Raw genomic sequence first — 24,041 nt, 5'->3', positions numbered from 1 at the left:
GGAACCACCGGGGAGGGGAGCCATGAACATCGACAAATTCAAACGCGAGCATGTGGAATTGCTGGCCGCGGTCACGGCCTTGCGTGAGCTGGTGCAGAGCGGTGTGCAGGAGCATGCCGACGCCATCGTCAGCCAGCTGGTGACGATGAGCTCGGCGATCAAATTGCATCTGGCCGCCGAGGATCGCGTGCTGTATCCGGCGCTGGCCAATGCCGCAGATCAGCAGGTAGCGCAGACTGGCCGGCAGTTTCAGCAGGAAATGGGCGATTTGGCCGGCGCTTACGCCAGCTTCGTGTCGCGCTGGAACCTGGTCGGCAAGATCAGCAAGGACCCGGAAGGTTTTCGCAGCGACGCCAACAATGTATTCAAAGCCTTGCACCTGCGCGTGCAGCGCGAAAACCGCGAGCTGTATCCGCTGGCCGAGCACGTCTAGCCTGACGACGAGCAGCCGAGCCACGGCGCCCATCGTCTGGGCGCCGGGTTCTACCCGCTGCCTGCGCTAAGGCATACTGCCCGCTTCGGGAAAGAGGGCCGTGCTGCGATGCCAAGGCGAATGCGGGATCTGTTGTCGTCACGGCGGCCGGAGCTGCCGGTCGAGACTGCGCCGGTGGCTGCAGCGTCGACGATGGCCGAAAACACACGCGCGATCGATACCCAGGGCTTGTTCGTGCTCGGCGCCGCGCGCAGCGGTACCACCGTGCTGCAAAACGCGCTCAACGATTCGCGCGATATTTTTCTGTTCGGCGAGCCGGCATTTCACGACGATCCGGGCACGCCCAATTTCGCCGCCCGCTATAACGCCATGCATCGTTCCTGGGGCAACCAGGAAACCAAGAGCAGTTTCTGTCCGGCGTTCTTCAGCGGCGATGCCGCATGGTCGGAATACCTGCGCCACCTGGCCACGCTTTATCGCTACGTGGGCAGCAAGATCGTCATCAATCCGGAGCGGGCGCAGCCAACCTGCCAGCAGGTATTCGATTTCCAGTGCCGCTATTTTTATCGCGCGCACTATGTGTTCACCTTCCGCAATCCCATCGATGTGCTGATGTCTACACGCGGCCTGGCCGAGCTCAACGGGAATGCCGCCGCCAGTTGCGAATCGGTACTGGCCAGCTTTGTGCGCGTGATCGGCCTGTATATCCGCATGCTGCGCAACCTGCCGACGGTGCATGCGGTGGTGCATGAAGATATCGATGAAACCGTGTTCCGCGATCTCGGGCTGGCGTTGCGCGTCGATCTGGCGCAGGCCGGCAGCTACTACGACACCAAGCGGGTCAGGCGCTATTCGCTCGATGACATTCCCGCGTCTGCGCGAGACTCGGCCAGCGCGGTGATGGAGCTGTATGAAAACCTGCGCCAGCAGCTGCGATCCGGCTTCGGCCTGGTCCAGCTGGAACAGAATTCAGGGCACTTCGATATCAGCCACTACACGCCGCTGGGCGCGCTGCAGCGGCGTGTGGATCAAGTGCTGGCGCAGCTGGAGCCGGCCGCGTAATCAGGCCTGGTCTTTCCAGCGGCGTACCGCGGTGGCAAAGGCCAGGCAATCGGCAAAGCGGTTGTAGAGCGGCGCGGGCGAGATGCGGATCACGTCCGGTTCGCGCCAGTCGCCGATGATGCCGTCTTCGACCAGATAGTCGAACAGCGCGCGCCCCTGCTCGCGGCCGCCCAGTACCCGGATCGACAACTGCGCGCCGCGGCGTGCGGTTTCCGCGGGCGTGACGATCTGCAGCAGGTCGGGCAGCTGGTTTTGTACCAGCCACTCCAGATAGCCGGTGAGCTGCAGCGATTTTTCGCGCAGACGCGACATGCCGGCGCGATGAAATAGCTCCAGCGAAATACGCAGCGGTACCAGGGCGAGAATCGGCGGATTGGACAGCTGCCAGCCGTCCGCGCCCGGCGTCGGCACAAACTCCGGCCCCATCTGGAAACGCGTGTGCTTGTCGTGGCCCCACCAGCCGGCAAAGCGCGGCAGGGTGGCATGCGCGTGACGTGCATGCACAAAGGCGCCGCCGACCGCACCCGGGCCGCCGTTGAGATATTTGTAGCTGCACCAGATGGCGAAATCGGCGCCGCTGTCGTGCAGTTGCAGCGGCAGATTGCCCACCGCATGGGCCAGGTCGAAACCCACGGTGCAGCCGTACTGATGCGCCAACTCGGTAATCGCCTTCAGATCGAAGGCTTGGCCGGTGCGGTATTGCACGCCCGGCAACATCACCAGCGCGATGCGCGAACCGTGTTCGGCCAGCGCGCGCTCGATCGCCTGCAGCGAGAGGGTGCCGTTCGGTTCGTCGCTTTCCAGTTCGATCAGCGAGAGCTTGGGGCTGAAGCCGTGATAACGGATCTGCGATTCCACCGCATAGCGATCGGTGGGAAACGCACCGGCCTCGATCAGGATCGCGTGGCGGTCCGGCGTGGGGCGATAGAAGCTCACCATCATCAGGTGCAGATTCACGCCCAGCGTGTTCATCGCGACGACTTCGCCGGGCTGCGCGCCCACCACTTCGGCCAGGTGATCGCGCACGAATTCGTGATAGTCCATCCACGGCAGGCGGCCCTTGAAATGGCCTTCCACGCCCAGCTCGCCCCAGTAGTCGAGCTCCGCATTCAGCGCGTCGCGCACTGCGCGTGGCTGCAGGCCCAGCGAGTTGCCGCAGAAGTAATGACTGTCGCCGCCGGCGTGCGGCGGAATCAGAAATTCATCGCGGAACGTGCGCAGCGGGTCGGCGGCGTCGCGTGCCTGGGCCCAGGCGGCGGTGGCTTCATAGGGTGCGGACATCGGTGCATTCCAGCTTGGTAGGCATGCCGCGTGCGCGGCATGCCGGGAAGATAGATCAGGCGCCCAGGGTCGAGGCGATCGAACTGCAACCCTTGTCGAACGTTGCCGCCCAGGACTGCCCGGCCTGGCTGGCCGAGGGGCGGGCGCAACGCAGCTGGATCGCGTGACCGTCGCGGAACCAGTAGCGTTCCACATAGGTGTAGGCCGTACCGCTTTCGCTGGCGGTGTAGACGAAGCTGTTCTGGTCGCTCGAACCGCTCTGGCCCGGCTGATAGTCCTTCAACTGCTTGGCCTTGGCGACCGCGCCGCCGACGTAGCTGTTGAAGTCCTGCATGTTCGTCACCTGCTTCACCGTCACGCTGACGCGCGCGAGAGTGGTGCTGGCGCTGGGCGAGGGATCGGGTACCTGGAATACGCGTACTTCCGGATCGCCGTCGACCTGCATGATGCCCACCCAGTTGGCCGGCGTGCTGAAGTGCACGCTGCCGGATGCCATGCTGACGTCGTCGGCCTGGGCCACTGCAATGCCGCCCAGCAGCAAAGCGCTGGCCGCGATCATGTAACGCCGGAAATTCATGCGTGCTCCTGTGCTTGGGAAAGGAAGCGCTGTTGCGGCAATCCCAGCCACTCCAGCGCCGTACCGTGAAACAGGCGGGCGCGGCTCGGGTCATCCAATTGCAGCGCCTCGATGCCGCTGCCCGGTTCCTGCTCCCCCAGCGGGAAAGGATAGTCGGTGCCGAGCATCACGCGCTCGACGCCGGTCACATCCAGCAGATAGCGCAGCGCCTGCGGATCGTGCACGCAGGAATCGAAATACAGCCGCTTGAGGTATTCGCGCGGATTGCGCGGATTGTCGGTGGCGACCAGGTCCGGCCGCATGCGGAAGCCGTGCTCGATGCGTCCGATCGTCCAGGGGAAGCTGCCGCCGCCATGGGCCAGCATCACACGCAGCCGCGGCAGGCGCTCCAGCACGCCGCCGAAGGCCAGGCAGCAGGCCGCGCGCGATTGCTCGGCCGGCATGCCGACCAGCCATGGCATCCAGTACTTGGGCATGGTGGCGGCGCCCATCATGTCCCAGGGATGCACCATGATCGCCGCGCCCAGGTCGGCTGCCGCTTCGAAGAATGCGAACAGTTCCGGCGCATCCAGATTCCACTCGTTGCAGTGCGAACCGATCTGCACGCCGCACAGACCCAGCTCGTCGATGCAGCGCTCCAGTTCACGGATCGCCAGCTCCGGCGCCTGCAGCGGCACGGTGCCGATGCCGGCGTAATGCCGGGGGAAATCGCGGCATACCGCACCCATGTGGTCGTTGAGGTGGCGGTGCAGTTCCAGCGCCTGATAGCCCGGCGCCCAATACGAGAACAGCACCGGCACGGTGGAGATCACCTGCACGTCCACGCCGAAGCGCGCGTAGTCGTTGATGCGGTGCTGCGGATCGAACGAGGAATCCCATACCTCGCGGAAAAATTTTCCATCCTTGTAGATGCGATGGCGGCCGTCGGTGTGGTTCATCACCGGAAAGGCCTCATTGCCGTACTTGGCCGCCAGGTTGGGCCAGTCACGCGGCAGGATGTGGGCGTGGGTATCGATCTTCAGCATGCGCCAAGTGTAGCGCCTGCGGGGTGTGGGGTCTGTCTAGCGGACTGGCGCCATGCCGAATGCAGGCGGCGGCCGCTCAGGGCGCCCGCTTTTCGACGCCGGCGTGGCCACGCGTGGCGGTCAGCTCCTGCGGGCCACGCCCGACCACGTAGGCCAGTGTGTTGATGTTGTCGACCAGGCGGTCGCTGATGCGCACCAGTTGTTCGGCACGCGGCTTGTCGTCGGCCATCGCCAGCAGGCTGGACAGGGCGCGTTGCAGGTGGCGCAGCTCCGGCGCAGGTTCGACCGAGCGGTATTCGCGCAGCGCCTTGGACAGCTCATGCAGCTGTGCCGCCGAGCGCTCCACGAACTGGGTCACTTCGACCTGTTCGGGCAGGCTGTCGCAGTCGTGCAGCAGCGCTTCCAGCGTCATCGCGGTACGGGCCAGGCGATTGCCGTTGACGAACAGCGCATTGGCCAGTTCCAGCAGGCCCGAGGGGGTGGCCGGCTCCGCCTGCATGCGGTCCAGCGAAGCTTGCGCATTGGTGCGCGCCGTGCGCACGGCGGTGCGCGTTTCGCGGTGCGTATCGCGCCGTTCCGGGTAGGCCAGTGCGCGCAGGTAGGCGGCGTAGGCATCGAGCATGTCCGACAGGGCGGCACGTGCGCGCCCACGCTCCCAGGTCGGCCAGACCACATAGGCCACCAGGGCCATGCCGCTGCCCAGCGCGGTGTTGAGCACGCGATCCAGCACGGCGGTGCCGGAATTCACGCCCTCGAAGGAAAGAAAAATCACCACCGTGCCGGTCAGTGCCGCCACCGCAATGCCGTAATGCGCCGTGGCCAAATAGCGGAAGGCCATGCACAGCAGCGCCATCAGCGCCAGGTGTGTCCAGGCATCGTGCGGCGTGATGTGCAGCAAGGCCGTGGTCAGCACCAGGCCGAGGATGGTGCCCACCACGCGTAAGAGCCCGAAGTTGAAGGTGGCGGCGAAATCGGGACGCAGCACGATCGCCGCAGTCATCGGCAGCCAATAGCCATGTGGCAGTTGCCAGATGCGCGAGGCCAGCAGGGCCAGGCTCAGGCATACCGCGCAGCGCATGGCATGGCGGAATGCAGCCGAATGCACGCTGAGATTGGCGCGCAGAGTGGCCAGCGCGGCATTGCCGCGCAGCACGCGCGGCAGCCGCAGTTCCGCGTCGGCGGCGCGGATTTCGCCGCGCGAACCGGCCCAGTTCGCATTGCGCACGGCGGCCGCGAGCTGGCCGGACAATGCATGAATATGTGCGGCGACGCTGTCTTCGCGCGCATGTTCGTCCAGCAGTGCGCGTTCGCTGGCCTGCAGCGTTTGCAGCAGGCGCCCCGCCTGTTCCGGCGGTTCGGCCGCTTCCAGTGCGTCGGCAATGGCGGCGAGCACGCGCGCGGCATCGGCGCGGAACAGGGTGACGATATTGGCGGCGCTGTGCAGATTGCTCATCGCAACCAGCTCCAGCCGCAGGCGTTCGGCCAGCTCCAGCAATACGCCGAAAGCTTCCATCGCACGGCCACGCGCGTGATGCCGGCCGAGCAGCGTCTGCTGCAGCACTGTCATGGCATCGGTGAGCGCAGGTGCATCGTCGTCGTCTTGCGCATGCTCCACGGCCAGCGATGCCAGCCCGCGATACACCGCCGCCAGCGCAAAGCGTTCCGGGCGATACCGCTGCAGCGGCCACGCCGCTACCGAGAACAAGGCCAGCAGCAGGCCGCCGGCAAAAATCAGCGCCGCGCCGACGAATGCATCATGCACGCTCGAGGGCGTGGCGGCGGTAACCACCAGCAGGATCATGCTGGTCATGCCTACGCGTGCGATGTCGGTGCCGAAGACCACCAGCAACCCGCCGAAGAAGCCGAAGGCGGCCGTGGCCAGCGTGATCGGCAGCAAATCGCCGCCGATCAGGAAACCGCACAGCGAAGCGAGCCCGGCTGCCAGCGAGGCAAGAAACAGCTGCCACAAGCGCTGGCGATAAGGACCGGGCTGGTCGGAGAACATGGTATCCAGCGCACCGGCGGCAACCGCCAGCCCCGCCTCTTGGTGACCGCTGAGCATGCCCACCGCCAACGGCAGCACGACCGCGGCCGTATTGCGCAGCACTACCCACAGCGGCACATCCGGCCGCTTGATGGCGGTCAGGCTTTGCAGCACGTTGGCGCGTAGCGAATAGGTGGATGCGGACATGGCGAAGAACGATGCCGTGGATGCATCGATTCTGCCTTACCGCAGTAATGACTGTCGCCTGTAACCAGAACGAAAGCAAAACGCCCGCTCTTGCGCTGCGCTGCAGCGCGCCTGGAGGCAAGCAAGCGGTAGCCGGGAGGAGGAGGCGTTTAAACAGCCGCGCGTGCGGATGCCCCCTCGTCCCGGCCTGCTCCCCGCCGGGGAGCAGGTTCAGCGCTTACGCGCGGCCGGCGAATTCACCGGTCAGCGTATTCACCCATACCTTTTCATCGTTGGTGATGTACTCGGGTACCTGGATTTCAATACCGGTGTTGAGCTTGGCCGGCTTGGTGCGCTTGGTGGCGCTGGCGCCCTTCAGTTCCGGCGCAGTGTCGACCACGGTCAGCGTCACGCTGGTGGGCACCTGCAGGCCGACCGGCGCATCGTCGATCACCTGCACGTAATAGCCTTCCACGCCTTCCATGATGTAGCCGGCGTTGTCGCCCACCAATTCCGGGCCGAGCGTGTACTGGGTGTAGTCCTCGTTGTCCATGAACACGAAGGCGTCACCGTCCATATACGAGAAGTTGGCCGGGCGACGTGCCAGGTCCACTTCTTTCAGATCGTCATCCGCGCGCTGGCTGAGATCGAACTTGCGTCCGCCGGGAATCGAATAAAGCGTGAAGCGGAAGGTCACGTTGCCGCCGCGCGCCGTCGGCGAACTGCGTTCGATATCGCGGACCTGATAGACCGTGCCTTCGTGTTCGAACACGTTGCCTTTCTTGACGTCGGAAGCTTTCATGGGAGTGGAATGCCGAGGGTTGATGGGAAAGGATGGCGCAACATCGCGCGCGTTTTATTTCGGCTGCAGCCGCACCGCGCCATCCAGGCGGATGGTCTCGCCGTTGATGTAGCGATTGCCCAGGATGAAGGCCACGGTGGACGCGAATTCTTCCGGCTTGCCCAGGCGCGAAGGGAAGGGGATCGAGGCGGACAGCGATTCCTGCACTTGCGGCGGCATGCCGTCGACCATCGGGGTCCAGAAAATGCCCGGCGCGATAGTGGCCACGCGAATGCCGAAGCGCGACAGCTCGCGTGCCATCGGCAGGGTCATGCCCACCACGCCGCCCTTGGAGGCGGAGTAGGCCGCCTGGCCGATCTGGCCTTCGTAGGCCGCCACGCTGGCAGTGTTGATGATTACGCCGCGCTCGCCGTCTTCGCCGGCTTCGTTGCTCTGCATCAGGGCGGCGCCGGCCTTGGCCACATTGAAGCTGCCGACCAGGTTCACCATTACGGTGCCGGCGAAGGTGCCCAGCGGCATCGCGCCTTCCTTGCCGAGCACGCGGCCGGCGCCGAGGATGCCGGCGCAGTTGATCACCACGTTGAGGCCGCCCATCGCCTCGCGCGCCGCCGCGACATTCGCCGCCACGCCGTCTTCGGAGGTGACGTCGGTACGGAAGAACTGTGCTTTTCCGCCCAGGGCCCTGGCTGCTTCCTGGCCCTTTTCGTCATTGACGTCGAACAGGGCGACCTGGCCGCCGTTGGCTACCAGATGCTGGGCCACCGCATGGCCGAGGCCGGAGGCGCCGCCGGTGATTATGGCCTTCACGTGATTGAGCTGCATGGGGATATCCCGAATACGGAAAACCGCAATGGTAGCGCACCGCCCGCGGCGGTCGCCTGCGCGTGCCCCAGGCTGAACGGCCGTGCACAGGATTCACCTCGCATTCGGGAGGCTGACGCAATCTTGAGCCCCCGCATTAGTGCCGCAGCAGCTAACGGCACCGGATCAGGCCAGGGAGCCAAGGCCTTCCTCACAGGGAACGTGCCCCAACCGTGCTCGTGCAGTGCAAACAGGAGGAGTGGATCATGAAGAAAGAACTTGCGGTGTTCGCCCTTTGCGGCGTGATGTTGGTTTCCAGCCAGGTTGCGCTGGCGCAGTACCGCCCGGGTCCGCCGCCGCCCCCGCCGCCCGGCAAATACCACGGCATGTATGACCAGGGGCGCCATGAAGGCTGGTACAAGCGCGGCGGCCACATTCCGCCCGAATACCGCCGCGGCAGCTACGTCGTTTCCGACTGGCAGCGCTATCGCCTGAAGCCGCCGCCGCGCGGTTACCAGTATGTGCGCAGCGACAACGGCGACTTCCTGCTGGCTGCGATCACCACCGGTGCGATTCTCAGCATCGTCGCCGCCAGCCAATAATCGACCCGCACGAACTTGCCCCTCTCCGCCAGGAGAGGGGCTGTTTGTTTTCAGCCTTGCAGCACCGCCTGCAACTGTGGCGACTCGGCCAGCGACGCAAACGGGTGCACCGCGGAAGGCGGATTGGCCGGCGGCTGCAGTTCTTTCTGCCACACCCCGACATCCCACCATTGCCCCAGCTTGTAGCCGGATTTGCGCCACACGCCCGCCGACGTAAAACCCATCGCCTCATGCAGGGCCACGCTCACTTCGCCGGGTAGCGTAATCACACCTACGGCCTGATTGATGCCCTGCAGGCGCATCGTGTCCAGCAGTACCGCATACAGGCGGCGTGCGATACCGCGGCGGCGCGCATCGGCATGCACGTAGATCGAGGTTTCGGCGATCCAGTCGTAGGCGGCGCGTTCGCGAAAGCGGGTGGCGTAGGCGTAGGCAAGCACCTGGCCTTGTTCTTCCCACACCAGCCATGGGTAGTGTTGCAGTCGGGTCAGGATGCGCTGGCGCATCGCCTCGGCACCCGGCAACTCGGTCTCGAAGGTGATCGCCGTGCCGGTGATGGTCGGCGCGTAGATGGCGTGGATGGCGTCGGCGTCGTCGGCGCGTGCGATACGGATCATTGCATGTATTTCCAGTTGCGGTGCTTGCCTTGTGCCAGCCACTCCAGCGCAGTAGCGATGCGTTTGTGGCGGGTGGTGTCGGTTTTCGCTTCGTTGATCCAGTCGATGTATTCGCGCTGTGCGCTGGGACTGAAGCCCTCGTAGTGCTGGCGCGCCGCCGCATGCTGTTGCAGCTGCGCGGCAAAGTCGGCCGGTACGGCCGGGGCCGGTTTGCGCGGTGCTTTGGGACGTTCCGGCTTATGGCCGGTTTCATTGAGTGCCATCGCCTTGTGTACGTAGGCGGCAAGTTCCCGCTTGCCGGGTAGATCTTTCACCGAGGTGAGTTTGCCGAACTGGCCCATGCCTTCCTCGGCCGAACGGCCCACTACTTCCCGGTAATGCCGGAAATGAAAGGCGCAGTGCTGCTTGAACGCGGCCATCGCGCACATCAGGCGGCCGTTATAACTGAAATGCGGGCAGCGCCACTTGATGGCTTCTTCCGCCTCGGGACAGGTCGCATGCACCAGGGCGCGCAAGTGCTCGAGGATCGGCCGGGCGAACGCGGGCGCCTGCGCGATATAGGCATCGACCTTGGGATCGTAGTGCGGCGCCGGCTTCATGCAGGAGGTTACAGCTCGCGCAGGTAAAAACGATCGCAGCTGAAATGCCCGGTGCCGCCCATCTGTTCGGGCAGGGTGGTGAAACCGTGCCGGCGGTACAGCGTCTGCGCCGCATCCATGCCGGTAAGGGTTTCCAGGTAGCAGCGCGCGAAACCGAAGTGGCGCGCGGCGTCCAGGCAGCGCAGCATCATCTCGCCGCCCGCGCCGATCCCGCGCGCTTCGGGCAGGAAATACATTTTGCGCAGCTCGCATACATCCATGTCGCCGCCTTCCAGCGGTGCGATCCCGCCGCCGCCGATCACACGGCCGTCGCGCTCCACTACGAAATAGGCGCTGCGCGCATGCGTATAGGCAGTATGCATATCGTCCACTTCGGCATCGTGGATGGCGAAGCCGGGGCCGTCGGCGCCGAATTCCGGCATGACCGCGCGGATGACCGAAGCGACCGCGGCGTTGTCACGCGGCTCGATGGGGCGGATCAGGAAATGAGGCATGCGCGAAAGCTTAACGCGTAGGTCGGGTTAGCGCAGCGTAACCCAAGACATGCACGGCGAAGGCCGAAAGATTTGTTGGGTTGCGCTGCGCCAACCCAACCTAGGCGCCTATGCGGTGGTGCGTGCCTTGGTCACGCGGCTGGCGGTGGGTTTGTTGAGCTGTGCGGCCAGCCATGCACCGGTGGCCACCAGCAGGTCCAGATTCACGCCGGTTTGCATGCCGATGCCGTGCAGCATGTACACCACATCCTCGCTGGCCACATTGCCGGTGGCGCCCTTGGCGTAAGGGCAGCCGCCGGTGCCGGATACCGCACTGTCGACCACGCGCACGCCTTCGTCGAGGCAGGCCATGATGTTGGCCAGGGCCTGGCCATAGGTGTCGTGGAAGTGCACCGCCAGCGACTGCATCGGGATTTCCTGCGCCACCGCATGCAGCATGTTGCGCGCCTTCACCGGCGTGCCGACCCCGATGGTGTCGCCCAGCGAGATTTCATAGCAGCCCATCTCGTACAGGCTCTTGGCCACGCGCACCACATCGGCCACCGCCACGTCGCCCTGATAAGGGCAACCCAGGGCGGTGGAAACGTAACCGCGCACTTTCACGCCTTCGGCTTTTGCGCGTTCCAGCACTGGCTGGAAGCGCTGCAGCGATTCGGCGATGGTGGCGTTGATATTGGCGCGGTTGAACGCTTCGGAGGCCGCCGTAAATACCGATACTTCGCTGGCGCCAGCGATGCGGGCCAGCTTGTAGCCCTGTTCGTTCGGCACCAGCACCGGGTAGCCCACGCCGGGTACCTTGCGGATCTTGCGGAATACTTCATCTGCATCGGCCAGCTGCGGCACCCAGCGCGCGCTGACGAAGCTGGTCGCTTCGATGGTTTTCAGGCCGGTGGTGGAGAGCCGGTCGATCAAGGCGATCTTCACGTCGGGCGGCAGCAGGGTTTTCTCGTTCTGCAGGCCATCCCGCGGACCGACCTCGACGATGCGGACCTCGTTGTCTGCTTTGATGGAGTCGTTCATGCGAGGCTCCTGCACCTGGGCGGCATTCAAAGCTTGAAACGAACAAGCACGGCGTCGGCTTCGACGAATTCGCCCTGCGTTGCGCTGACACTTTCAATAGTGCCGGCGCGGGGTGCCTTCAAGGCCAGCTCCATTTTCATCGCTTCCATCACCAAGAGTTCCTGACCTTCCTCGACGTTGTCGCCGGCCTGCGCCTTTACCAGCACGATGCGGCCCGGCATCGGCGCGATGATCTGGTTGCCGCCGATACCTTCCTTCGACTCCCATGCAAAGGCAGGTGCACGAACGAACGTATAGCGCTGGCCGTTGACATCGTGCAGGCTGACGCGCTCCGGGTCGGCATGCACCGGCACGCGCAGGCTCTGGCCGTCGAAGCGGGCGCTGAGCACGCCATCGCGATAACGGGCGCCGCGCACGTCGCTGGCGAGTTCGCCGTATTGCAGGCGGTATTCGCCGTCGTGGCCATGCGCTTCCACTTCGTAACGCTGCTCGCGCCATGCCAGCGCCACGATGCGCTTGCCGGCATGGCCGATACGCCAGGCATCGGCGCGCGACCATGGCGAGTAGGGATCGTCGCTGCGCTGCGCAGTGACGACGATTTCACGTTCGTCGCGGAGCAGGGCGGCGGTGGCGGCGGCAAACAGGACATGCTCCGAGGGTGCGGCATCGCCGGTAAGAAATTCGCTAAGGTGGCGATCCAGATAACCGGTGTCGATGCGGCCTTCGGTTACCACCGGATGGCGCACCAGCCGTTCCAGGAAAGCGATATTGGATTTGGGGCCGACCATGTCGCATTCGGCCAGCGCTTCGCGCAGGCGCTGCAATGCCTGCGTGCGATTGCTGTCGTGCACGATCAGCTTGGCGATCATCGGATCATAAAAAATCGTTACCGTGTCGCCCTCGATCACGCCGCCGTCCAGGCGCACATGGGGCGAGGGCGCAGGCAGTTGCAGGCGGCGCAGCTTGCCGGAGCCGGGCAGGAAATTCTGGTCCGGATCTTCAGCGTACAGGCGTACTTCGATCGCATGACCGTGCGCCTGGATCTGTTCCTGGCGCAGCGGCAATGCTTCGCCCGCGGCCACGCGCAGCTGCCATTCCACCAGGTCGAGGCCGAGCGTTTCCTCGGTGACCGGATGTTCCACCTGCAGGCGCGTATTCATTTCCATAAAGAAGAACGTACCGTCCTGCCCGACGATAAATTCCACGGTGCCGGCGCCGACATAGTTCACCGCGCGGGCGGCGGCCACTGCCGCGTCGCCCATCGCCTGGCGGCGTGCGGGCGTCAGGAACGGTGAGGGCGTTTCTTCCAGCACCTTCTGATAGCGCCGCTGCGCCGAGCACTCGCGCTCGTTCAGATGGATCACGTTGCCGTGCGTATCGCCGAACACCTGGAATTCGATATGGCGCGGATGTTCCACGTAGCGTTCCAGGATCACCCGCGTGTCGCCGAACGAACTGGCCGCTTCGCGCTGAGCGGAAGCCAGCGCATCGGCGAATTCGTGTTCCGCGCGCACAATGCGCATACCCTTGCCGCCGCCGCCGGCCGCCGCCTTGATCATCAGCGGAAAGCCGGTCTTGCGCGCCTGTTCGGCCAGCACGGCGCTGTTCTGGTCGGCGCCGTGATAGCCCGGCACCAGCGGTACCTCATGCTGTTCCATCAGCGCCTTGGCGGCGGCCTTGGAACCCATCGCGTCGATGCTCTCCGGACGCGGCCCGATAAAGGCGATGCCGGCCTCGCCGCAGGCGCGGGCGAAGTCGGTGTTTTCCGACAGGAAGCCGTAGCCGGGATGGATCGCCTGCGCACCGGATTTTTTTGCGACGGCAAGAATCGCCTCGGCACGCAGATACGAGTCGGCCGGTCGCGGGCCGCCGATCGGCCACGCTTCGTCGGCCAGGCGCACGTGCTGGGCGTCCTGGTCGGCTTCCGAATACACCGCAATGGTGTGGATGCCCAGCCGGCGGCAGGTGCGGATCACGCGGCAGGCGATTTCGCCGCGGTTGGCAATCAGTACGCGCTCGAACATGCGGATAGGCCCTGCCGATTCTGCAAAGCCCATAAAACTAGCAGATTTATGTTTCCCGTCCGATGCGCGCCGCAGCATGAGGCGGCCGCGGCAGGGTGGCGCTTACTCGCCTTCCCAGTAGTCCACGTTCTCGCCCTGGCGGGTGACAATGCGGATCATCTGCGGCTTGCCTTCCGCGTCGGGGCCGAATTCGCCCAGGATGCCGTACTTGCCGGTGTCGGGGTATTCGCAGATCTCCGGCGACAGCTTGCTGCTTACCGCCAGATAGCGCAGTTCGGCCGTGCCGGTGTTGATGATCTGGTGCGCCTGGTCCGCGCCGCCCGGCGGGCAGGCGATGATGTCGCCCTGGCGGATCGGATGCCGCTCGCTGCCGATGCGCACTTCGCCGGCGCCTTCCAGCACGAAGAACATCTCCTCGTTGACGCGATGGTTATGCAGCGGAAAGGCGCGCTTGCCCGGCGGCACTACGGTGATGTTGTAGCCCAGCTTCTGCGCGCCCAGCTGGATGGAGATGCGGGCGATGCGCGCTTCATAGCGCTGTGCCGTTTCGCCGCTGGGACCGAAGCCGGGCGGGAAGGGCTGCGGGTCGACATCGGCGATATTGACGATGCGTTTCATGGCATACCCCGGCGGCGGTGAAGGATGGGCCTAGCCTAATCCGCCCTGTTGCCAGCATGGTGTCAGCTGGCGTGTGTCCAGGCCGCGGCGCGCTTGTCGAGGAAGGCGCCCAAGCCTTCCTGCCCTTCGGCGGAGACGCGCAGGCGGGCGATCAGCGCCGCATTGTCCTGGTCCACCCGCTCGGCTTGTGCCGCGGTGAAGCCGTGCATGCCGAAGGCGAGCTGCTTGGCTTCGCGCTGTGCCACCGGGCCGGCCTTGGCCAGCTGCTTGAGTACGTTGTGCACGGTGTCGTCCAGGTATTCGGGCGATACCGCCTCGTGCAGCAGGCCGATTTGCGCGGCGGTGGCGGCGTCGAAGATCTCGCCGGTAAGAAACAGGCGGCGCGCCTGGCGCAGGCCGATCGCGGCGATCACGTAGGGCGAGATCACCGCCGGCACCAGGCCCAGCTTGACTTCGGTAAGGCCGAACTTGGCGGTATTCACGCCAATGGCGATATCGCAGCAGGCAATCAGGCCCACGCCGCCGCCGTAGGCCGCGCCGTTGACGCGCGCGATGGTCGGCTTGGGCAGGAACTGCAGGCGGCGCATCAGCGCGGCCAGGCGCAACGAATCCTCGCGGTTTTCCGCCTCGCTGGCCTGGGCCATGCCGCGCATCCAGTTCAGGTCCGCACCGGCGGAGAAGCTGGCGCCCACCCCGGTCAGCACCACCGCGCGCACACCATCGTCGTCTCCCGCGGCCTGCAGGGCGGCGCTGAGATCGGCAATCAGGCGGTCGTCGAAGGCGTTGTGCACCTCGGGACGGTTCAGGCGAAGCTCGCGGATGCCGGCGTGGTCGGCAATCTGGACAGAGGAGGACATGGGTAACCCTGCGTGACGGTTGCGCGAATCTTAGTCGGTCCCCGCATGGCGGCAAACGCAGATCCTTGCGCCGCGGCGGCTGCGGTCATCCGGCTGCAACTAATGTGAAAAATCGGTACAATGCGAACCATTCTTATTTAGAAGCGTAGCAACCGTGCGCCTGTCCGAACTGCCGAAAGGTGCCTCTGCCGTGGTTGAGCGAGTTGAAGATACCCATGACAACGATCCCATTGCGCAACGCCTGCGCGACCTGGGTTTTGTCGAGGGCGAACGCGTGCGGCTGGTAGCGCGCGGACCGATCGGTGCCGATCCCCTGCTGGTGCAGATCGGCTACACGCGGTTTGCGCTGCGCCGCAGCGAGGCCGCGCGCGTGAGCGTGCAGCAGGAACAGGCATGAGCACCGGTACGCTGCGCATTGCCCTGGTCGGCAATCCCAACTGCGGCAAGACCGCGCTGTTCAATCAGCTCACCGGCGGGCGCCAGAAAGTGGCCAACTACGCCGGTGTCACGGTGGAGCGCAAGGAAGGTCGCTTTACCGCGCCCTCCGGCCGCGTGCTGCAGATTCTGGATCTGCCGGGCACCTACAGCTTCGATGCCACCAGCCCGGATGAGCAGATCACCCGCAACGTGCTGGAAGGCAATTACCCCGGCGAAGCCGCGCCGGATCTGATCGTGTGCGTGGCCGACGCCACCAACCTGCGCCTGCACCTGCGTTTCGTGCTGGAAGTGAAGCGCTTGGGCCGCCCGGTGGTGCTGGCGCTGAACATGATGGATACCGCGCGCCGCCGCGGCATCGAAATCGACGTGGATGAATTGCAGCGGCGCCTGGGCATGCCGGTGGTGGAAACCGTGGCGGTGAAGCGCGGCGGTGCGCGTGCGCTGATCGAACGCGTGGACGGCGAAGTGCCGGTGGCCGCCTCGGCGCTGCCCGACGATGCCGTCAGCCGCGCGGGGCTGCACGCCCAGGTACGTACCTTGCTCGATGCCACCGTGCGCATGCCGCGCGCCACCTCGGCGCTGGACGACGCACTCGATCGCTGGGCGCTGCATCCGGTGTTCGGCCTGCTGATCCTGGCGGTGGTGATGTTCCTGGTATTCCAGGCGGTGTATTCGTTCGGCAAGCCGATGAGCGATGCGATCGGCGACGGCTTCGACTGGATCGGCGCGCATCTTTCCATCTGGCTGCCGGCCGGTCCCCTGCAGGGCTTGCTCAAGGACGGCATCTGCACCGGCCTGGGCACCGTGCTCGGCTTCCTGCCGGAAATCCTGGTGCTGTTCTTCTTCATTCTTACGCTGGAGGAATCCGGCTATCTGCCGCGCGCGGCCTTCCTGCTCGATCGCATGATGCTGTCGGTAGGGCTGACCGGGCGCTCCTTCATTCCGCTGCTGTCGAGTTTCGCCTGCGCCATTCCCGGCATCATGGGTACGCGCAGCATCCAGGATCCGCGCGACCGTCTCACCACCATCCTGGTGGCGCCGCTGATGACCTGCTCGGCGCGTCTGCCGGTGTACGCGCTGCTGATCGGCGCGTTCATTCCGATGCATCGCGTCTGGGGCATCTTCAATCTGCAAGGCCTAGTGCTGTTCGCGCTGTACCTTGCCGGCATTCTCGGCGCGATGCTGGTCGGCTGGGTGATCAAGCATATGCGCAAGGATCGCAGCGAGCATGCGCTGCTGATGGAGCTGCCGTCCTATCGCGTACCGCAGCCGCGCGACGTGGTGATCGGCCTGTGGGAACGCGGCGCCATCTTCCTGAAGCGCCTGACCGGCGTGATCCTGGCGCTGACCGTCATCATGTGGTTCATCTCCACCTTCCCGTCGCCGCCTGCCGGCGCTGCCGGTCCGGCGATCGACTACAGCATTGCCGGTTATCTCGGCCGCGGCCTGCAATACGTTTTTGCACCGCTGGGTTTCAACTGGCAGATCAGCCTGTCGCTGATTCCCGCTTTTGCCGCGCGTGAAACCGCAGTGGCGGCGCTGGCCACGGTGTACGCGGTGGGCGGCGATGCCGCGGCCGGCGGCCTGGCGCATGCGTTGACCACCAATTTCTCGCTGGCTTCCGCGCTGTCGCTGCTGGTGTGGTTTGCGTTTGCGCCGCAGTGCATGTCCACGCTGGCAGTGATTCGCCGCGAAACCAATTCCTGGCGTAACGTGGCCATCTCCTTCAGCTATATGTTCGCCGTGGCGTATGCGGCGTCGTTGATCACCTATCAGGTGGCGAGGTTGTTCTTGTGAGCACGGGCCTGCTGGTGCAGTACATCGTGATCGGGCTGATCGTGCTGGTCAGCGTGATTTACGCATTCCGCAAAATGGCGCCGGCGCTGACCAATCGCTGGCTCGCCTCCGCGGCGATCCATTTCAGCCAGCCTGGGCATGCCGCGTGGATGCGCGCCTTTGGCCGACGCCTGCAGCCCAAGCAGGCTACCGGCAGTTGCAGCGACGGTTGCAGCACCTGCGGTGCTTGCGGGCCCAAGCCGCCCGCTGGCGCAAAGACCGAGGTGATGCCGCTGGAATTCCGCCCGCGCAATCGCTGAGCGCGTTCGGATCGGTTTTCCACCGGATATCACGTCTCTTCGCCGAAATGACGGAAGCGAGCGAGTAGGTTGGGTTAGCGCAGCGTAACCCAACGATGCCGCACGATGATGTCGGGTTACGCTGCGCTAACCCAATCTATGCACGAGACCCTCCCCCGCAAGCAGGGGAGGGCGAAGCTGTGAATCAGTTCGACCAGGGCGTGCCGCCCGAGTAGTCGTTGCTCATGGTGCTTTCGAGCTGCGAGATGATGCTCGTATTGGTGGTGGTCAGGCCCAGCTCGCGGTTCTTGGTGAGCGAGGCGCTGGAGAAGTTCTCCGAGCCCACGAAGGCCACCTGGCCGGAGGTGCCATAGTCGGCCACGATCGCCTTGGCATGGATATACAGCGCGGTGTCGTTGTCCGGGTAGGTGCTGATGCTCACGCCGGCATTGGTCAACGCGTTGAATTCGCTTTCGTAGTCGTTATCGTCGTTGGTCATCACCACCGTCACGCTTACGCCGTTCTCGGCCGCGTTCTCCAGTGCATCGACGATCGCGCTGTCGCTCATCTCTTCGTTCTCCACCAGCAGGCTGGTGGTGGCGTTGTTGATGATGTTGAGCAGCGAGGTCTGCGAATTGGTCGGGCTCCACACCAGGTCGTCGCCGTTGGTCGGGGTTACGCTGGAGTGCGCGTAATCCTTGGCGAAGGTGGCCTCGATCGCGGCGATGTCGTTCTTGTCGGTTTCGATCACCGCGAAATCGCGGGTGGTGCTGTAGTAACGGCTGGTGAGATTGGCCGTCATGATCGCCGTCTGCGCGCTGGAGGTGGCGCCGTCGATGGTGATCGTCTTCTGGTGGGTGGCCTCATACTTGGTGTAGGCCCACACCACCTTCACGCCGCAGCCGTTGAGCTGGTTGTAGGCGGCGGTGTTGTTGCTCTTTTCGTCGTTCACGTCGAGGATCACGCGCACCGTCACGCCGCGCGCGGCAGCGTTGCACAGGTCGGTCTGCGCGGTGGTGTCCTGCAGTTCGTACATCGTCATGTCGATGGTGGATTGCGCTGCGTTGATCAGGTTGTAGATCGAGGTAAAGCCCTGATCGGGAAAAATCACCAACGTCTGCGTGCCGGTCGCAGCGGAGGCGGGCAAGGCCGCGCCAAAGGCGCAGGCAACAGCCAGCGCAGCGGACAGGGCGGTCTTTGCGAAAGTGGAACGCTCACTACGGCTTTTCATGATTTGATCCTTATCGTCGAATAGAAGTGGACGCATCTCCATGCGTTATCGACTGCCGCCCTCCCTAAGCGGCTCCGGCTTGACCGGTCCGCCCGGTCTTCCCCAAAAGCGCAGTGCGCCATAGCCGAAGCGACGATCACAACCGCCGCGCATGACATGAATCTTTCTGCAGCATTGCAGACGGCAAGGGTGTTTAAGTGGCGTGCGCCTTCGTCACGTTTTGGTGAACGTGAACTTGATGTGGATGTGATGAAGCGGTGTAGGCGAGCTTGCGCAATGCTGACGAATGCAGCGTCGCAATCAGCTGCGTGCAAACCGCGGATGCACGTGGGCGCGATGGCGCCACATGTCGGCGAGCCAGGTGCAGAGCGTGACTGCGAAGGCGGCGGGCACGACCGGAAAGTCGGAATCCGTTTGCAGATGGATCAGTGCGCTGATGCCGATGCCGCACAGATAGATCCATGGCAGCATTGCGCGCAGCCGCAATGCACGTCGCGGTGCTTGCGGTGCATAACGCCGACGGAACCGGCGCAGTGCCAAGAAGAGACTGACGAACACCATTGGGCCGGCAATGTAATCGGATGCGCCCAGTTCGTGCAGCCCGAAGCCGATGGTGCATAGCGCGGGGATCAACAGGCGCCGCAACCATGGCCGGCGTGATGCGGTGGATTCCGGCAGGCCTTGCCAGTCGTCCAGGTAAATCCAGCCCGCGATCATCAGCCACACACCTACCACGCCACCGACGATGGCGAATGAAAAGGTAGAGGCCAGGCGCAGCGCATCCTTGCCCGGCATGCTGCCGGCACTGAAGCTGATGGCGAAGACGATGCTGGCGAGCAGGGCGCAGACAAACCCGATGACGATCACGCGCAGCGTATTGACCGCAAAGCGCGGGCCGCTCATGGCGCCGGCATGATTGGCCTTGTACCAGAACTGCACGCTGCGCCGATCGAACGAAGCGGGCAGATCGTCGAGATGGCCCTGGCACAGCGCCTGCAGAAAATGCCCGAGCCGATCGAGCGCGCCACCGCGCAGCACCGTCTTGACCACGGCAAGCCAGGTAAGCGGTTGCTGCAACAGCGCAAGATAGTGCTGTAGTGCCCGCTGATCCGGGCGGCCATTGCGGCGCAGCTGGATGCGCTGCATCAATTCGTAATGATGTTCCGGCGTCAGCTCCCACTGCAGCGACTGGCGGCGGCGCAGCTGTTGCAGTGCATACGGGTTGATGCCCGACAGTACATGGTCCAGGTCGAAGAATTTCAGCAGAGCATTCAGGCTCTCGGCCGACATCGCCTGCGGCTGCTGGAACAGGCGCTGCATGACTGCCTGAGCCGTCTGCTGTTTGACCTGGATCGACCAGAACTCCTGACGGGCCTGCAACCAGGCCGTCAGCTTGCGGCTATCGCCGGTTGCAACACGAATGACTTCACCGGCCAAGGCACCGATATTGATTGTCGGTACGGGCCTTGGCTGCGCTACCGCCTGCGGCTCCGGTCGAGTTGCGGTCGACGGCGTGGCCGGCGTGGATGGGGCGTTGCTGCCGAGTGGCGGGGGCGGCGCCACGACTGCCGGCGCAGCGGTGTTCACCTGCGCCAAGGCGGTCTTGTACGCCGCATGCAGACGCTGGAACCCTTCCGGATCTTCATCCGGACGCGTGCTGCGCAACAGCTGCGCATACGCGCGCTTGATGCTTGCCGCGTCCGCATCCGGTCGCAGTCCCAGCAACTCGAACGCCCAGTTCACAGCTGCGTTTCCAGCGAATCCAGCGCCGTGCTGAATTGCTGTCGATGCTCGTGGATCATGCGTTCGTCCTGGCTTTCCAGGCTCTGGCGGAATTGCCCGATCCACTGCTGCAGTAATTGCCGGGCGGTCAGATGTTCCTCGAACAGGCGTTCGGCGCGCGCGAGCAGGGCGATATTTTCCTGCTTGTCGCGCGGATGGATTTTCAGCTCGGACAAGGCGGCCAGACGCGCGCGGATTTCCGCTTCGCTGAGCATGCCCGGGTTTTGCTCCAGCACCAGTTCGTGGCGCAATCCGCTGGACTTTGGCGTGGCTTCGATCTGCAGCACGCCGTTGATGTCATAGGTGAAGCGCACCACCACTTCGTTCTGCGCAATGCTCAGGCCGGGATTGAGCGGAATTTCCAGCTCGCCCAGCTTGATATTGTTTTCCACCAGCGGGTTCTCGCCCTGATACACCTTCAGCGAAAGCCTGCCCTGCTGTTCGACCATCGGAAAGTAACTGCTTTCGCGGCTGACCGGCACCACGCTGTTGCGCTGGATCACCGGCGAGAACAAACCGTTTTGCACATGTCCCTGCGCATCGCGCTGGCCGATCTCCACACCGAGCGTGTACGGACAGACATCGGTCAGGATGATTTCTTCCAGCTTGGCGTTGCGGCTTTTCAGGCCGGAAGCCACGCAGGCGCCGAGCGCAATCGCCTCATCCGGATTGACGTGGCGCAGCGGCAGCCGGCCGAACATGCGCGCGGTGAGGCGCGATACCAGCGGCATGCGGCTTGCGCCGCCGACCAGCACGATTTCGTCGAGCTGCTCGGGACGCAGGCGGGCGTCGCGCAGCGCACGTTCCAGCGGCGCGCGCATGCGCTGCAGCAGTGGATCGGCCAGCTGCAGGAAGCGCTCCTGGTCGATGCGCCACTTGATCTCGTGCTTGCCGATCTGCGCCTCTACCGATACTTCCGCTTGCTGGCTCAGGCTGCGCTTGACGCTTTCCAGGCGACGGCGCAGCAGGCTGCGTTCGGCCGGGGAAAAATCCGCGGAGTGCAGTTTCAGCTCGGCCAGACAGCTGTTCTGCAGCAGGTCGAGGAAATCCTCGCCGCCGAGGTAGTTGTCGCCGGCGCTGGCATGCACTTCCACCACGCCTTCGAACATCTCCAGCACGGATACGTCGAAGGTGCCGCCGCCAAGATCGAAGACCAGGAAGCGGCTGCCTTCCCGCCGTTCCTGCAGGCCATAGGCGAGCGCGGCGGCGGTCGGTTCGTTGATCAGCCGCTCCACTTTGATGCCGGCCAGTTCGCCTGCCGCGCGTGTGGCTTTGCGTTGTGCGTCAGAAAAATAAGCCGGCACGCTGACCACGGCTTCCCGCACTTTCTCGCCCAGCGCGGCTTCGGCGTCTGCGAGCAGGGAGCGCAGCACTAGCGCGGACAGTTCTTCCGGACGGAAGCTGCGCTGGCCTAGCTGCGTTTCGCGCGCCGTACCCATCCAGCGCTTGAAAGCGGCGACGCTGGCAGCGGGATGACTGATCAGGCGGTCGCGTGCGGCTTCGCCGACCAGCATATGGCCGTCTTCGTCGACGCTGACCACCGAGGGCGTAAGGTAATCGCCCAGCGCGTTGCGAAACAGTTGCGGACCCGCATCGCTGTAGTAACCGATAAGCGAATGCGTGGTGCCCAGATCGATGCCGACGATCATTACCAATTTCCCCTGTACATCCTTGCGTCACACGTAGGTTGGGTTAGCGCAGCGTAACCCAACAGATTTCCATCGAAGCTGGGCATTGTTGGGTTACGCTGCGCTAACCCAACCTACGCCCATATGGGCGCGCATTACATGCGGAAGACGCCGTAGCGGCCGGGCTCGATCGGCGCATTCAACGAGGCCGAAATCGCCAGCCCCAGCACGCGCCGCGTATCGGCCGGATCGATGATGCCGTCGTCCCACAGGCGCGCACTGGCGTAATAGGGATGTCCCTGCTGCTCGTACTGCGCGCGGATCGGCGCCTTGAAGTTCTCTTCTTCCTCCGCGCTCCAGCTCTTGCCGCCGGCTTCGATGCCGTCGCGCTTCACCGTGGCCAGCACGCTGGCAGCCTGTTCGCCACCCATCACGCTGATGCGCGCGTTGGGCCACATCCACAGGAAGCGTGCGCCATAGGCGCGGCCGCACATGGCGTAGTTGCCGGCGCCGAAACTGCCGCCGATCACCACGGTGAACTTCGGCACATGCGAGCAGGCCACCGCGGTAACCATCTTGGCGCCGTCTTTGGCAATGCCGGCATTCTCGTATTTCTTGCCGACCATGAAGCCGGTGATGTTCTGCAGGAACACCAGCGGCACATTGCGCTGGTTGCACAGCTCGATGAAGTGCGCGCCCTTCAGCGCCGACTCGGAAAACAGGATGCCGTTGTTGGCCACGATGCCGACCGGATAGCCGTGGATATGCGCGAAGCCGCATACCAGGGTTTTGCCGTAGCGGGCTTTGAATTCATGGAATTCGGAGCCGTCGACGATGCGTGCGATCACTTCGCGGATATCGAACGGGCGGCGCGTATCCTGCGGAATCACGCCGTACAGTTCTTCCGCCGCGTAACGCGGCTCCGCCGGAGCCTGCAAGGCCAGCGGCATCGGCTTCTTGCGGTTGAGGCTGGCGACGATGTCGCGCGCGATCGACAGCGCATGCGCGTCGTTCTCGGCGAAATGGTCGGCCACGCCCGATACGGAGGTGTGCACGTCCGCGCCGCCCAGCGCCTCGGCATCCACCACTTCGCCGGTGGCGGCCTTCACCAGCGGCGGGCCGCCCAGGAAAATGGTGCCTTGCTCGCGCACGATGATGGTTTCATCGCTCATCGCCGGCACATAGGCGCCGCCGGCCGTGCACGAGCCCATCACCACGGCGATCTGCGGAATGCCCAGGCCCGACATGCGCGCCTGGTTGTAGAAGATGCGGCCGAAGTGTTCCTTGTCCGGGAATACCTCGTCCTGCAGCGGCAGGAAGGCGCCGCCGGAGTCGACCAGGTAGATGCACGGCAGGCGGTTTTCCAGCGCCACTTCCTGCGCGCGCAGGTGCTTTTTCACCGTCATCGGGAAATAGGTGCCGCCCTTGACGGTGGCGTCGTTGGCAACGATCACCACTTCGGTGCCGTGCACCTGGCCGATGCCGGTGATGACGCCGGCGGCGGGTGCCGCGTCGTCGTACATGCCGTGTGCGGCCAGCGGCGACAGCTCCAGGAACGGCGAGCCCGGGTCGAGCAGGGCGCGGATGCGTTCGCGCGGCAGCAGCTTGCCGCGCGCGGTGTGCTTCTCGCGCGCCTTGGTGCCGCCGCCCTCGGCGCTGCGCGCCATCTCACGGCGCAGGTCGTCGACAAGGCTGCGCAGGCCGGCGCTGCTGGCCTGGAATTCGGGGGAACGGGGATCGATCTGCGAAGTGAGGACGCTCATGGCTGGTACTGCGACCGTCTGGGCAAACCCCGGATGATAACGGTGCAGGGCGGCCTTCTGCATTTGCGCTTGCAACCAGGGTGATGGTGCACGCACAAAAAAACCGGCCGCCCGAAGGCGGCCGGTTTCATGGAAGCTTCCT

General features: G+C 64.6%; 23 protein-coding genes. 6 read left to right on the top strand and 17 right to left on the bottom strand.

The features are described from left to right. Positions 1-22: 22 nt before the first annotated feature. Both IGX34_RS06205 and IGX34_RS06200 read left to right on the top strand, forming a co-directional pair. A complete protein-coding gene (locus tag IGX34_RS06205; RefSeq protein ID WP_192554820.1) occupies positions 23-433 on the top strand; it encodes a hemerythrin domain-containing protein in 411 nt (136 codons plus the stop codon). A gap of 192 nt (positions 434-625) precedes the next feature. Beyond that, entirely contained in the window at positions 626-1,495 is an 870-nt protein-coding gene (locus IGX34_RS06200) for a sulfotransferase (RefSeq protein WP_192554819.1), read from the top strand. On the opposite strand, the gene kynU is transcribed toward IGX34_RS06200, so the two are convergent. The 6 genes from kynU to IGX34_RS06170 all read right to left on the bottom strand — a co-directional run bounded on the left by kynU (position 1,496) and on the right by IGX34_RS06170 (position 8,172). Then, positions 1,496-2,776 carry a kynureninase gene (gene kynU, locus IGX34_RS06195; RefSeq protein WP_192554818.1) on the bottom strand — a complete coding sequence of 427 codons (1,281 nt, stop codon included), beginning with the start codon at positions 2,774-2,776 and terminating at the stop codon, positions 1,496-1,498. Positions 2,777-2,831: 55 nt separating this feature from the next. Further along, positions 2,832-3,353: a hypothetical protein gene (locus IGX34_RS06190; protein ID WP_192554817.1), complete on the bottom strand. Its 522-nt coding sequence runs from the start codon at positions 3,351-3,353 to the stop codon at positions 2,832-2,834. Then, positions 3,350-4,378 (bottom strand): amidohydrolase family protein, encoded by a 1,029-nt coding sequence (locus IGX34_RS06185; protein ID WP_192554816.1) that lies wholly within the window; start codon positions 4,376-4,378, stop codon positions 3,350-3,352. The genes IGX34_RS06190 and IGX34_RS06185 overlap by 4 nt, the downstream gene beginning before the upstream one ends. Positions 4,379-4,454: 76 nt before the next feature. Continuing rightward, on the bottom strand, positions 4,455-6,569 hold the full coding sequence (locus tag IGX34_RS06180) for an FUSC family protein (protein WP_192554815.1): 2,115 nt from the start codon (positions 6,567-6,569) through the stop codon (positions 4,455-4,457). A 217-nt stretch (positions 6,570-6,786) separates the two neighbouring features. Continuing rightward, on the bottom strand, positions 6,787-7,350 hold the full coding sequence (gene efpL / locus IGX34_RS06175) for an elongation factor P-like protein EfpL (protein WP_192554814.1): 564 nt from the start codon (positions 7,348-7,350) through the stop codon (positions 6,787-6,789). Positions 7,351-7,404: 54 nt separating this feature from the next. Beyond that, positions 7,405-8,172 carry an SDR family NAD(P)-dependent oxidoreductase gene (locus IGX34_RS06170; RefSeq protein ID WP_192554813.1) on the bottom strand — a complete coding sequence of 256 codons (768 nt, stop codon included), beginning with the start codon at positions 8,170-8,172 and terminating at the stop codon, positions 7,405-7,407. 245 nt (positions 8,173-8,417) lie between these two features. On the opposite strand from IGX34_RS06170, the gene IGX34_RS06165 reads away from it, so the two are divergent. After that, entirely contained in the window at positions 8,418-8,753 is a 336-nt protein-coding gene (locus IGX34_RS06165) for an RcnB family protein (protein WP_192554812.1), read from the top strand. A gap of 50 nt (positions 8,754-8,803) precedes the next feature. Here IGX34_RS06165 and IGX34_RS06160 read toward each other — a convergent pair whose 3' ends face one another. The 7 genes from IGX34_RS06160 to IGX34_RS06130 all read right to left on the bottom strand — a co-directional run bounded on the left by IGX34_RS06160 (position 8,804) and on the right by IGX34_RS06130 (position 14,982). Further along, positions 8,804-9,370 carry a GNAT family N-acetyltransferase gene (locus IGX34_RS06160; protein WP_192554811.1) on the bottom strand — a complete coding sequence of 189 codons (567 nt, stop codon included), beginning with the start codon at positions 9,368-9,370 and terminating at the stop codon, positions 8,804-8,806. Next, the gene (locus tag IGX34_RS06155; protein WP_192554810.1) at positions 9,367-9,969 is read right to left on the bottom strand and encodes a YdeI/OmpD-associated family protein; all 603 of its coding nucleotides are present in this window, start codon (positions 9,967-9,969) and stop codon (positions 9,367-9,369) included. The genes IGX34_RS06160 and IGX34_RS06155 overlap by 4 nt, the downstream gene beginning before the upstream one ends. 8 nt (positions 9,970-9,977) lie before the next feature. Next, positions 9,978-10,463, bottom strand: coding sequence for a GNAT family N-acetyltransferase (locus IGX34_RS06150; protein WP_192554809.1), 486 nt, complete (start codon positions 10,461-10,463; stop codon positions 9,978-9,980). A gap of 108 nt (positions 10,464-10,571) precedes the next feature. Continuing rightward, positions 10,572-11,483 carry a hydroxymethylglutaryl-CoA lyase gene (locus tag IGX34_RS06145; RefSeq protein ID WP_192554808.1) on the bottom strand — a complete coding sequence of 304 codons (912 nt, stop codon included), beginning with the start codon at positions 11,481-11,483 and terminating at the stop codon, positions 10,572-10,574. 26 nt (positions 11,484-11,509) lie between these two features. After that, on the bottom strand, positions 11,510-13,507 hold the full coding sequence (locus tag IGX34_RS06140) for an acetyl/propionyl/methylcrotonyl-CoA carboxylase subunit alpha (protein WP_192554807.1): 1,998 nt from the start codon (positions 13,505-13,507) through the stop codon (positions 11,510-11,512). Positions 13,508-13,609: 102 nt separating this feature from the next. After that, positions 13,610-14,125, bottom strand: a complete 516-nt coding sequence (locus IGX34_RS06135) for a cupin domain-containing protein (RefSeq protein WP_192554806.1) — start codon at positions 14,123-14,125, stop codon at positions 13,610-13,612. Positions 14,126-14,187: 62 nt separating this feature from the next. Beyond that, positions 14,188-14,982 (bottom strand): enoyl-CoA hydratase-related protein, encoded by a 795-nt coding sequence (locus IGX34_RS06130; RefSeq protein ID WP_192554805.1) that lies wholly within the window; start codon positions 14,980-14,982, stop codon positions 14,188-14,190. 154 nt (positions 14,983-15,136) lie between these two features. Between IGX34_RS06130 and IGX34_RS06125 the strand changes: the two genes are divergently transcribed. Genes IGX34_RS06125 through IGX34_RS06115 form a run of 3 tightly spaced genes read left to right on the top strand, consistent with a single transcriptional unit; the run spans position 15,137 to position 17,516 of the window. Continuing rightward, positions 15,137-15,379, top strand: a complete 243-nt coding sequence (locus IGX34_RS06125) for a FeoA domain-containing protein (RefSeq protein WP_192554804.1) — start codon at positions 15,137-15,139, stop codon at positions 15,377-15,379. After that, positions 15,376-17,217, top strand: a complete 1,842-nt coding sequence (gene feoB, locus IGX34_RS06120; RefSeq protein ID WP_192554803.1) for a ferrous iron transporter B — start codon at positions 15,376-15,378, stop codon at positions 17,215-17,217. The genes IGX34_RS06125 and feoB overlap by 4 nt, the downstream gene beginning before the upstream one ends. Further along, positions 17,214-17,516 (top strand): DUF6587 family protein, encoded by a 303-nt coding sequence (locus IGX34_RS06115; RefSeq protein ID WP_192554802.1) that lies wholly within the window; start codon positions 17,214-17,216, stop codon positions 17,514-17,516. The genes feoB and IGX34_RS06115 overlap by 4 nt, the downstream gene beginning before the upstream one ends. A gap of 184 nt (positions 17,517-17,700) precedes the next feature. Here IGX34_RS06115 and IGX34_RS06110 read toward each other — a convergent pair whose 3' ends face one another. The 4 genes from IGX34_RS06110 to IGX34_RS06095 form a co-directional block, all read right to left on the bottom strand. Then, positions 17,701-18,726: a phospholipase D-like domain-containing protein gene (locus tag IGX34_RS06110; RefSeq protein ID WP_192554801.1), complete on the bottom strand. Its 1,026-nt coding sequence runs from the start codon at positions 18,724-18,726 to the stop codon at positions 17,701-17,703. A 300-nt stretch (positions 18,727-19,026) separates the two neighbouring features. Then, positions 19,027-20,469, bottom strand: a complete 1,443-nt coding sequence (locus IGX34_RS06105; protein WP_192554800.1) for a J domain-containing protein — start codon at positions 20,467-20,469, stop codon at positions 19,027-19,029. Then, a complete protein-coding gene (locus tag IGX34_RS06100; RefSeq protein WP_192554799.1) occupies positions 20,466-22,157 on the bottom strand; it encodes a molecular chaperone HscC in 1,692 nt (563 codons plus the stop codon). The genes IGX34_RS06105 and IGX34_RS06100 overlap by 4 nt, the downstream gene beginning before the upstream one ends. Positions 22,158-22,291: 134 nt before the next feature. Continuing rightward, entirely contained in the window at positions 22,292-23,899 is a 1,608-nt protein-coding gene (locus IGX34_RS06095; RefSeq protein ID WP_192554798.1) for a carboxyl transferase domain-containing protein, read from the bottom strand. Positions 23,900-24,041: the final 142 nt, after the last annotated feature.

The sequence above is a fragment of the Dyella acidiphila genome, assembly GCF_014863405.1.
Classification (GTDB): domain Bacteria; phylum Pseudomonadota; class Gammaproteobacteria; order Xanthomonadales; family Rhodanobacteraceae; genus Dyella_B; species Dyella_B acidiphila.
This window is presented reverse-complemented; position numbering and strand designations above follow the sequence as displayed.